Source organism: Nocardia sp. NPDC006982, assembly GCF_042869435.1.
Taxonomy (GTDB): Bacteria; Actinomycetota; Actinomycetes; order Mycobacteriales; family Mycobacteriaceae; genus Nocardia.
Map to the genome: position 1 here is coordinate 327,089 of NZ_JBIAFV010000001.1, position 9,842 is coordinate 336,930.

8 protein-coding genes are annotated in these 9,842 nt (G+C 66.3%); 4 read left to right on the forward strand and 4 right to left on the reverse strand.

Annotation, left to right across the window (positions count from 1 at the left end):
- Nucleotide 1: 1 nt before the first annotated feature.
- The 3 genes from nuoL to nuoN are packed head-to-tail and all read left to right on the forward strand — an operon-like array spanning nucleotide 2 to nucleotide 5,111.
- Nucleotides 2-1,888, forward strand: a complete 1,887-nt coding sequence (gene nuoL / locus ACFYOW_RS01720) for an NADH-quinone oxidoreductase subunit L (protein ID WP_387283523.1) — start codon at nucleotides 2-4, stop codon at nucleotides 1,886-1,888.
- The gene (locus ACFYOW_RS01725) at nucleotides 1,885-3,504 is read left to right on the forward strand and encodes an NADH-quinone oxidoreductase subunit M (RefSeq protein WP_387283525.1); all 1,620 of its coding nucleotides are present in this window, start codon (nucleotides 1,885-1,887) and stop codon (nucleotides 3,502-3,504) included. Before nuoL ends, ACFYOW_RS01725 begins: the two co-directional genes overlap by 4 nt.
- A complete protein-coding gene (nuoN, locus tag ACFYOW_RS01730) occupies nucleotides 3,501-5,111 on the forward strand; it encodes an NADH-quinone oxidoreductase subunit NuoN (protein ID WP_387283527.1) in 1,611 nt (536 codons plus the stop codon). The genes ACFYOW_RS01725 and nuoN overlap by 4 nt, the downstream gene beginning before the upstream one ends.
- 49 nt (nucleotides 5,112-5,160) lie before the next feature.
- Here the strand turns inward: nuoN and ACFYOW_RS01735 are convergent, their stop codons facing one another.
- The 3 genes from ACFYOW_RS01735 to ACFYOW_RS01745 all read right to left on the reverse strand — a co-directional run bounded on the left by ACFYOW_RS01735 (nucleotide 5,161) and on the right by ACFYOW_RS01745 (nucleotide 6,910).
- Complete coding sequence (locus ACFYOW_RS01735) at nucleotides 5,161-5,724, reverse strand: GNAT family N-acetyltransferase (RefSeq protein WP_387283528.1); 564 nt, start codon at nucleotides 5,722-5,724, stop codon at nucleotides 5,161-5,163.
- Nucleotides 5,725-5,740: 16 nt separating this feature from the next.
- Nucleotides 5,741-6,478, reverse strand: coding sequence for an SDR family NAD(P)-dependent oxidoreductase (locus ACFYOW_RS01740; protein WP_387283530.1), 738 nt, complete (start codon nucleotides 6,476-6,478; stop codon nucleotides 5,741-5,743).
- 111 nt (nucleotides 6,479-6,589) lie between these two features.
- Entirely contained in the window at nucleotides 6,590-6,910 is a 321-nt protein-coding gene (locus ACFYOW_RS01745; protein ID WP_387283532.1) for a cupin domain-containing protein, read from the reverse strand.
- 64 nt (nucleotides 6,911-6,974) lie between these two features.
- Here ACFYOW_RS01745 and ACFYOW_RS01750 point away from each other — a divergent pair, with 64 nt between their 5' ends.
- Entirely contained in the window at nucleotides 6,975-8,384 is a 1,410-nt protein-coding gene (locus tag ACFYOW_RS01750) for a PLP-dependent aminotransferase family protein (RefSeq protein WP_387283534.1), read from the forward strand.
- Nucleotides 8,385-8,532: 148 nt separating this feature from the next.
- Here the strand turns inward: ACFYOW_RS01750 and ACFYOW_RS01755 are convergent, their stop codons facing one another.
- Nucleotides 8,533-9,363, reverse strand: a complete 831-nt coding sequence (locus ACFYOW_RS01755) for an alpha/beta fold hydrolase (protein WP_387283536.1) — start codon at nucleotides 9,361-9,363, stop codon at nucleotides 8,533-8,535.
- Nucleotides 9,364-9,842: the final 479 nt, after the last annotated feature.

Here is a 9,842-nt window from a genome sequence, read left to right on the forward strand (position 1 = left end):
CGTGGATACCGCAACGCTCTGGGTGCTGCCCGCACTGCCGCTGGCCGGTGCCGTCGTGCTGCTGCTGATCGGGCGCTACAGCGATAGGTGGGGGCATCTGCTCGGCTGTGCCACCGCGCTGGCCTCGTTCGGCTTCGCCGTCGTCGCGTTCTTCCACATGCTCGACCGTGATGATGCCGCCCGCGCAATCCACAAGGACTTTTTCAGCTGGGTGCCGGTCGACGGGTTGCAGGTGGACTTCAGCCTCCAGTTGGACCAGCTGTCGGTGTGTTTCGCGCTGCTGATCACCGGCGTCGGATCGCTGATCCACATCTATTCCGTCGGCTATATGAACCACGATCCGGGGCGGCGGCGGTTCTTCGCTTACCTGAATCTGTTCCTGGCGGCCATGCTGCTGCTCGTGCTGGCGGACAACTACCTGGTGCTGTACCTCGGCTGGGAAGGCGTCGGTCTGGCCTCCTACCTGCTGATCGGTTTCTGGTACCACAAGCCGACGGCGGCGACCGCGGCCAAGAAGGCGTTCGTGGTCAACCGGGTCGGTGATATGGGGTTGGCGATCGCCATGTTCACCATGTTCGCGACCTTCGGTTCGATCGACTTCGGCTCGGTGTTCGCGACCGCGCCGCAGGCGGGTGAGGGAACGCTCACCGCGATCGGGTTGTTGCTGCTGCTGGCCGCGTGCGGTAAGTCCGCGCAGGTGCCGCTGCAGTCCTGGCTCGGTGACGCGATGGAGGGTCCGACCCCGGTTTCCGCGCTCATCCACGCGGCCACCATGGTGACAGCGGGTGTGTATCTGATCGCGCGCTCCGGGCCGATCTTCGATCTCGCACCCGATGCACGGCTCGGAGTCGTGCTCGTGGGTGCGGTGACGCTGCTGTTCGGTGCCATCGTCGGTTGCGCGAAGGACGACATCAAGAAGGCACTCGCGGCGTCCACCATGAGCCAGATCGGTTATATGGTGCTGGCCGCGGGCCTCGGCCCGGCCGGATACGCGATCGCCATCATGCATCTGCTCACCCACGGCTTCTTCAAGGCCGGGCTGTTCCTCGGTGCCGGATCGGTCATGCACGCGATGGACGACGAGACCGATATGCGCCGCTACGGCGGACTGCGCAAACTGCTGCCGGTCACCTACGTCACCTTCGGGCTCGGCTATCTGGCGATCATCGGCGTGCCGCCGTTCGCCGGATTCTTCTCCAAGGATCGGATCATCGAGGCGGCGTTCAACCAGGGCGGCGCAAGCGGTTTGGCACTGGGTGCGGTGACGCTGTTCGGTGCCGGGCTGACCGCGTTCTACATGACGCGCGTGATGATGCTGACGTTCTTCGGCGAGCGTCGCTGGAAGCCTGATACTCATCCGCACGAGGCACCCGCGGTGATGACCGGTCCGATGATTCTGCTCGCGATCGGTTCGGTGGCAGCCGGTGGGCTGTTCGTCTTCGGGTCGTCGCTGCAGAACTGGCTCGAACCCGTGGTCGGGGCGCATCACGGCGAGGAGGTCGTGCCCGCGGGCGTGGTGACCGTGCTGGCGCTGCTGGTGGTCGCCGTCGGAATCGGTTTGGCCTACAACCAGTTCGCGCAGCGTGAGATTCCCGAGACCGCACCGGAAGCGGTGTCGGCGTTGACGATCGCGGCTCGCAAGGATCTCTACGGCGACGCGGTCAACGAGGGCGTATTCATGCGTCCCGGCGCGTATCTGACCCGGTCGCTGGTCTTCCTCGACAATCGCGGCATCGACGGCATCGTCAACGGGACCGCCGCACTGATCGGCGGGCTGTCCGGGCGAATCCGGAAAGTGCAGTCCGGCTTCGTCCGGTCGTATGCCCTGTCCATGTTCACCGGCGCGGCACTGGTGGCCGCCGCCCTGCTGGCAGTGAGGCTCTGGTGAGTGACTTTCCCTGGTTGACCACGCTGTGGTTATTGCCGGTTGTCGGCGCGGTGGTGGTGCTGCTGTTGCCCGCGTCGCAGCGCACCCTGGCGCGCGGGCTGGCATTCGTTGTCGCATTGGCGGTGCTGGTGCTCGGCATCGTATTGGCCGTGCGCTTCGAACCCGGTGGGGCGCAATATCAGTTCGTCGAATCGCACGAGTGGATTCCGGCCTTCGGCGCGGGCTACACCCTCGGGCTGGACGGGATCGCGCTGGTGCTGGTGCTGCTCACCGCGGCGCTGGTGCCGCTGCTGATCCTGGCCGGCTGGAACGATGAGCGCGAGGTCGGCAGCGGGCGGCGGGTGTCGCACACCTATGTCGCGTTGACGTTGCTCGTCGAGGCGATGGTGCTGATTTCCTTTGTCTCGCTCGACATTCTGCTGTTCTACGTGTTCTTCGAGGCGATGCTCGTCCCGATGTACTTCCTCATCGGCGGATTCGGCCCGCGCAGTGCCGATCTGGCCCATCGCCAGCAGCGCTCGCGTGCGGCGGTGAAATTCCTGCTGTACAACCTGTTCGGCGGTCTGATCATGTTGGCCGCGGTGATCGGGTTGTATGTGCTCACCGCGCGGCAGGGGCTCGGATCCGGATCGTCGGGCACCTTCGATTTCCGCACCGTGGTGGCGGCGGCCAATGCCGGACAGCTCGGCGCCGGTCCGGCGGTACTGAATGCGCTGTTCCTCGGATTCATGTTCGCCTTCGCGGTGAAGGCGCCACTGTGGCCGTTGCACACCTGGCTGCCGGATGCGGCGGTGGCGGCGACGCCGTCGAGTGCGGTGTTGATGATGGCGGTGGTCGACAAGGTCGGCACCTTCGGCATGTTGCGCTACTGCCTGCTGTTGTTCCCGGATGCCTCGGGAACCTTTGCGCCCCTGGTGATCACGCTCGCGGTGATCGGCATCATCTACGGCGCGCTGCTGGCCATCGGACAGACCGATGTGATGCGGCTGATCGCCTACACCTCGATCTCGCACTTCGGATTCATCATTCTGGGCATCTTCGCGATGACCAGTCAGGGGCAGACCGGGGCCACGCTGTACATGGTCAATCACGGGATCTCGACCGCGGCGCTGTTCCTGATCGCGGGATTCCTGGTGTCGCGCAGGGGAACTCGGGCCATCGCTGCCTACGGCGGGGTGCAGAAGGTGGCGCCGGTGCTGGCGGGCACCTTCTTCATCGCCGGTCTCGCCACCCTGTCGTTGCCGGGACTGGCACCGTTCATCAGCGAATTCCTGGTGCTGCTCGGCACATTCAGCCGGTACGGATTCGCGGCGGTGATCGCGACCGGTGCGCTGGTGTTGGCCGCGCTGTATGTGCTGTGGATGTACCAGCGGATGATGACCGGACCGGTCAAGGAGGGCAACGAGCGCCTCTATGATCTGGTGCCGCGCGAGTTGGCGGTGGTGGTGCCGTTGATCGCGGCGCTGCTGTTCCTCGGCATCTATCCGAAACCGGTGCTGGACTTCATCAATCCCGCGGTGGGTCAGACGCTCACCACCATCGGCGTCCACGATCCCGCGCCGAAGACGCCCGCGATCCCCGCAGCGGGGGCCGATCACGGAGGTGCCCACAAATGAGCAGTCTGCTCGCGGCGAGCATGCCCGCGCCGAGCATCGAATACGCCAAGTTGTCGCCGATGCTGATCGTGTTCGGGGTGGCGGTGGTCGGGGTGCTCGTCGAGGCGTTCGCGCCGCGCCGCCACCGGTATGCCATCCAGGTGCCGCTCGGGCTGGCCGGGTTGGTCGCGGCGCTGGTTGCGGTGCTGCGATTGTCCGGGACCAAGGCGACCGTGATGGTCGGCGCGGTGGCGATCGACGGTGTGACGCTGTTCTTGCAGGGCACGATTCTGGTCGTGTCGATTCTGGCGCTGCTGTTCATGGCCGAACGCGGTGCCGAGCCGCGGCCGCAGGTGCCTTCCGGTCCCGGGACGTGGAGTGTTGCCGCGGCCGCTGTCGGCGGCGGCGTGGACGCGTTCACCCCGCAGGCCTCCGCGGTGCCCGGTAGCGCGGGTGAAATGGCCGCAGTCCGTGCGGGTGTCGCGACCACCGAGGTGTTCCCGCTGACCATGCTCGCGATCGGTGGGCTGCTGCTGTTTCCGGCGTCGAACGATCTGCTGACCATGTTCGTGGCGTTGGAGGTGTTGTCGCTGCCGCTGTATCTGCTGTGCGGGCTGGCACGGCGCAAGCGGTTGCTCTCGCAGGAAGCCACGCTGAAATACTTTCTGCTCGGAGCGTTTTCGTCCGCGTTCTTCCTCTATGGCGTTGCGCTGCTGTACGGGCAGGCGGGCACGGTCAAGCTCGGTGGGATCGCCGATGCGATAACCCAGCATCCGCAGAACACCACCCTGGCGTTGCTCGGTGTGGCGATGCTGGCGGTGGGTCTGCTGTTCAAGATCGGCGCGGTGCCGTTCCAGTCCTGGGTGCCGGATGTGTATCAGGGTGCGCCCAGTTCGGTTACCGGATTCATGGCCGCGGCCACGAAAATCGCCGCAGTCGGTGCGCTGCTGCGGGTGCTGCAGATCGCCGTGCCCGGTCTGCGTGACGACTGGCGTCCGGTGCTCGCCGCCATCGCCATCGCGACCATGGTGATCGGCGCGGTCATGGCGATCACCCAGACCGATGTCAAACGCATGCTCGCCTACTCCTCGGTCGCGCATGCCGGATTCATCCTGACCGGTCTCGTTGCGGCGAACGAGGCCGGTACCTCGGCGATCCTGTTCTATCTGTTGGCGTACGGCCTTGGCACGCTCGGTGCGTTCGCGGTTGTCAGCCTGGTCCGCGATGCCGACGGTGACGAGGCCACCGCCATGTCTCAATGGGCCGGCCTCGGCCGCCGGTCCCCCTGGCTGGCAACGGTTTTCGCCCTGTTCCTGCTGTCCTTCGCAGGGCTGCCCCTGACCGGTGGTTTCGTCGCCAAGTTCGCGGTCTTCCAAGCCGCCGCCTCCGGCAGCGCCGGCTACCTGGTGATCGTCGGTGTCATCTCCAGCGCCATCGCCGCCTTCTTCTACATCCGCGTTATCGTCCTGATGTTCTTCACCGATCCGCCCACCGACGCCCCGACCGTCGCGGCACCATTCCTCACCACCACAGTCGTCGCATTCACCGCGGGCGCCACTGTCCTGCTCGGCATCATCCCGCAAATGCTGCTCGACTTGTCCGACCGCGCATCAACTTTCGTCCGCTGAGTCCGTTACGACGCCGCCGCACCCTGCTCGGATGCGGCGGCGTCGTGTTTCAGGGTGTGCCCGTGTTGCGCGTGATGGCGTAGAGGAGCATGTCGCGTCGCGTGCCGCCGATCTCCTCGTAGCGGTGCAGCAGGCCTTCGCGGAGGTATCCGCCGGATTCCGCGACGCGGATCGAGCCGGTATTCCATGGCTCGATATAGAGTTCGATGCGGTGCAGAGTGGGGATGGTCCAGGCGAAAGTTGTCAGGGCTTGTAGTGCGGCCCCAGCGAATCCGCGGCCGCGATGTGCCGGAGAGACCGAATAGCCCACTGCCGCTCGGCCTTTCGCCAAGTTTTGCAGCCAAAGACCGATCCCGCCCACAGCGTCACCGTTTTCGGCGTCGGCTATGGCGAAGGAGAAACCGATTCCTTCGGCGTGCCTGCCGCGTTGTCGGTGCACCCAGCCCAGTGCCTCGGTGGCGGTTGGGAAAGCGGGCAAACTCCCGATCAACGGGATGTACGGATCCGCGCCCATCTCGATCGCGAGGTGGGTGTCGGCGTCGGTGTACTCCCGCAGGATGACCGGGCCGCAGGTCGGTGGCGAGCCCGGCCAAGGTGGTAGCTGCTGTGTCATGTGTCCCCCTAGCGGTTCAGTGCAGGTATGAGGCTCCGTTGACGTTCAGGACTGCGCCGGAGCTCCATGTCGCTTCCGGTGAGGCGAGATAGCGGACGGCGGAGGCGATTTCCCCGGGTTGGGCGACGCGGTCGAAGGGGCTCTGAGCGCGGACCTCGTCGGTGACGCGGGACGCGACGCGTTCGGTCGCGACGAAGCCCGGTGCCACGGAGGCAACTGCGATTCCGTAGGGAGCCAAATACACCGCGAGCGATTGGCCCAGCGCGTGGACGCCTGCCTTCGTGGCACCGTAGGCGGGATAGTCGGGTTCGCCGCGGAATGCGCCGCGGGAGCCGAGATTGATGATGCGACCGGGCACCTCGTTATCGATCATGTGACGGGCGGCGCAATAGGAGACATTGGCCGTGCCGAAGAGGTTGACGTCCATGGTCTTGCGCCATACCTGCTGCCATTGCGCGTACGAGGTTTTCGCGAGGGGATGCGGAAGGTTCACCGCCGCGTTGTTGACCAGCACGTGCACGGTGCCGAGTCCCTCGACCGCCGCCGCGACGATCGCTTCGGCCGCTTCCGGCGAAGCGATATCGCCTTCGACGAGGACATGCCCGTCACCTGGCAACCGCCGCAGCGTCTCCTCGGCATCGGCCCGCCCGGAGGAGTAGTGCACCGCCACCCGGTCGCCGTTCTCGGCGAATGCCACCGCAACCGCCCGCCCGATCCCCCGCGAAGCCCCCGTCACCAACACACCACGACTCATACCCTCACCCTGCCATGAGCATTTCGCTGTTCTCACGATTGGGGCGAAGTAGCGGGCCGGTCCCGGAACCAGCTCGGAGCCGGATGAGCTTGTGTCCGGCTCCGATCGTGCTCAGTTGCCGTACTGTTTGGTTTCGGGCCGTTCGATCATGATCCCGTGCGCCGGTTCCTCGGCCACCGGCCGATGCTCGACTCCGCGCGGAACGACGAAAATCTCACCGGGACCGAGCGTCACCGGCTCGCGGTCCCGCAACTCGATGCGGAAGGTGCCGTTCCAGCACAGAAACAGCTCGTCCTCGTCGTGGTGGTGCCATGGGAATGCGCCGTGGAAGCGAGCCATGCGGACCACGGCGTCGTTGGCGATGGCCAGGTCCCGCGGCTGCCATGGTCCGGTCAGGTCGTCGATGACATCGGTGATGGAGATCTTGCTCATGACTTCATCCTCGCGACGACACGGGTCGCGCCCCTAGAGCCAATCGGGCAGAATTGGTTTGCGTATGAAGCCAATTGAACTTGCCGACCGGCTCGGCCGCTGGTCCGCCGACCGGGGGCCACTCTATTTGCTGTTGGCCAGGCGATTGCGGACGCTGATCGATGACGGTGAACTGCGCCCGGGTATGCCGTTGCCGCCCGACCGCGCGCTCGCGAAAGTACTTGCGGTAGGCCGCAGTACGGTCGTGGCCGCCTATGACTTGCTCAGCGTGGAAGGCCGGGTGGTGCGCAGGCAGGGCAGCGGCACCCGGGTCGCGGGACCCGCAGCAGTTCCGGCGCGCGAGAGCACCCATTCGCCGGCCTTCCTGCAACTGCTCGAACCGGACGCCGATGTCATCGCGCTCGCCTGTGCCGCCCCTGCGACACCGCCGCCTGAGGTGGCCCAGGCGTATCGGCACATCGTGCCCGAACTCGCTGCGGTCGAGGGCGATATAGGTTATCGGCCGACCGGACATCCGCTGTTGCGCAACGCGATCGCCGATCGATATCGGGCACGCGGCGTGCCGACCGATCCGGAACAGATTCTCGTCACCGGGGGCGGGCAGCAGGCGCTGTCGCTGCTCGCCCGCGCACTGCTGCGGTCCGGCGACCGGATACTGGTGGAGGCGCCGACGTATCCCGGTGCGCTGGAGGCGTTTCGGGAGGTCGCGGCGATACCGCAGACAGGTCCGGTGGGCCTCGGCGCGGTGACCGCGACGGCGCTCGCGTATGTCGTCGCGACCTACCAGAACCCCACGGGCGCGGTACTTCCCGCGCTGGCCCGGCGGAGACTGGTCGAGTCGGCGAGAAAGGCCGGGGTGCCGCTGATCGACGACGAGGTGCTGACCGATCTCGGATTTCCTGGCACCGATGCGCCACCACCGCCGCTGGCAGCCCTGGACGAGTCGGTGATATCCGTTGGTTCGCTCAGCAAGATCGTCTGGGGCGGACTGCGTGTCGGCTGGGTGCGTGCACCGATCCCGGTCATCGCCCGGTTGGCCCGGCTGCGCGCCGTGCACGATCTCGGCGGCAATATCCCAGCGCAGTTGGCCGCCGCCTGGCTGCTGCGTGACCTCGACCGGTTGCGGGAGCGAATCACGCAGCAGCGCAAGGAAAGCCACGACGTTCTGGTGACCGAGCTGGGCGAGCGCCTGCCGGAATGGGAGGTCCCTCCGGTGTCCGGCGGCCAGACACTGTGGATCCGGCTATCCCACGGGGATGGCACCTCGTTCGCCCAGCGCGCCCTGCGACACGGCGTCGCGATCCTGCCCGGCGCCGGTCTCGACGCCTCCGGCGGCAGCATCGATTACGTCCGAATCAGCTTTGTCGCCGATCCCGACAGCCTGCGCGAGGCCGCACGCCGCTTGGCTGAGGCATGGCGGGCCTACGAACCTCCTCCCCAGCCCGGCCCGGCGTCACCGCCACTGGCTGTTTAGCATGACATGTCCGAGACGTGAACATCGTCTCAGCGTGGAAACATCACTGTGCGTGCGAGATACGGTGCTGGCCGCAGCCGGTCCCGCACAGCCTGACCTGAGCTGAGGCTCTCGATGTGACCGCACGGCCTGCTCGAATATGGCCGCGCTAAACGGCACCTCCGAGGACCTCACGCAATCGCATCGCGAAACCGGCTGGGTCCTCGACGAATCCGGTGTGTCCGCCGGGGAATACGGTCGGAGTCACCCCGATGGCTTCGCCGAGTGCCCGCGACGTGCGGTCGCACTGCTGGCCGGTCGATTCGGAGCCTATGCCGATTACGATGCGGGCCGGAGTCGATTGCAGCACAGCGATATTCGGCTCCCAAGTGGTGGTGCCACGCAGCTCATGATCGAACCAGTAGCGTTCGCTGGCCAGCTGGCGCGGGTCGCGTTCACCGCCGAACACCTGCTGCAGCACCGGTTCGGGCATCATGATGTTCGCGTTGGCCATGAACTTGCGCCATGCGCCGAGCCCATCCCCGCTGCGGTAGGTGGCGATCACGTCTTCGGTTCCGGCGCGCACCTGGTCGCGGTCGTCCAGGAGTTCACCCAGCGGCGGTTCGTGGGCGATTACGGTGGTGACCAGGTCCGGCTGGGATTGGACCAGGGCCAATGCGCTCACAGCGCCGCCACTGGAGCCGAATACCACAGCGGTCCCGATGCCGAGGTGGGTGATGAGGCAGGCCAGGTCGTCGGCGCGCAGCTGCGGTGTCGAGTCCTGCTCCGGGTCGTCGAGCACGCTGCCCTGATGGCCGCGCGGGTCGGTGGTGAGCACGGTGCGGTCGGTGGCGAGCAGTTCCGCCAGCGGCGCGAAGGCCGCCGCATCCATCGGCGCGCCGACCAATACGATCAGCGGTCCCGTACCGCGCACCTCGTAGTGCAGCCGCGCCCCGGGCACATCCAGGCTGTGCGTGGTGGCGGTCGAAGTCGGGGTCATCAAGATCTCCTCGAACAAGTAGTCATGGATCTGCCGAGAATGTTGACCGGACTTACCGCACGAATTAATCGGTCCGCCACCAACTTTTATTTCCAAGGTTGCTGGAGATGTCCCTGTGCTGGATTGGCCGGGCAACGGCTGGAGGAGCTGGCCGCGCGACTGGCGACGGTGCGGACGTTCCTGCCGCTTATGATGGCGACCAGGAGCAGTTCCAGCGACATCTCGAGCAGCGCAACACCTTCGCCGTCACCTTGTCGAGGTGGCGTGAACCGCGGGCGCAGGTGAGGTGTGCGAGGCCGCCCGCGACTCCGGCATGAACGCGGTGGACCTCCCGGTGGAACCTGGCGCGTAGCTGTCCGAGCACGCGGCCAGGCTGGACGAGATGTACCTGGGAGTCGCCTCCCGGTTGGATTCCGATCTCCGGAAACGGTGCCCGCGTCACCGATCTCGGGCTGTCGGTCCCTCAGCTACTGCCATAT

What these genes read in the sequence shown, in the direction of transcription:
- ACFYOW_RS01750 (WP_387283534.1), top strand. Translation starts at nt 6,975, where the DNA reads ATGAAGCCAATTGAACTTGCCGACCGGCTCGGCCGCTGGTCCGCCGAC.
- ACFYOW_RS01735 (WP_387283528.1), bottom strand. Translation starts at nt 5,724, where the DNA reads ATGACACAGCAGCTACCACCTTGGCCGGGCTCGCCACCGACCTGCGGC.
- ACFYOW_RS01740 (WP_387283530.1), bottom strand. Translation starts at nt 6,478, where the DNA reads ATGAGTCGTGGTGTGTTGGTGACGGGGGCTTCGCGGGGGATCGGGCGG.
- nuoN (WP_387283527.1), top strand. Translation starts at nt 3,501, where the DNA reads ATGAGCAGTCTGCTCGCGGCGAGCATGCCCGCGCCGAGCATCGAATAC.
- ACFYOW_RS01755 (WP_387283536.1), bottom strand. Translation starts at nt 9,363, where the DNA reads ATGACCCCGACTTCGACCGCCACCACGCACAGCCTGGATGTGCCCGGG.
- ACFYOW_RS01745 (WP_387283532.1), bottom strand. Translation starts at nt 6,910, where the DNA reads ATGAGCAAGATCTCCATCACCGATGTCATCGACGACCTGACCGGACCA.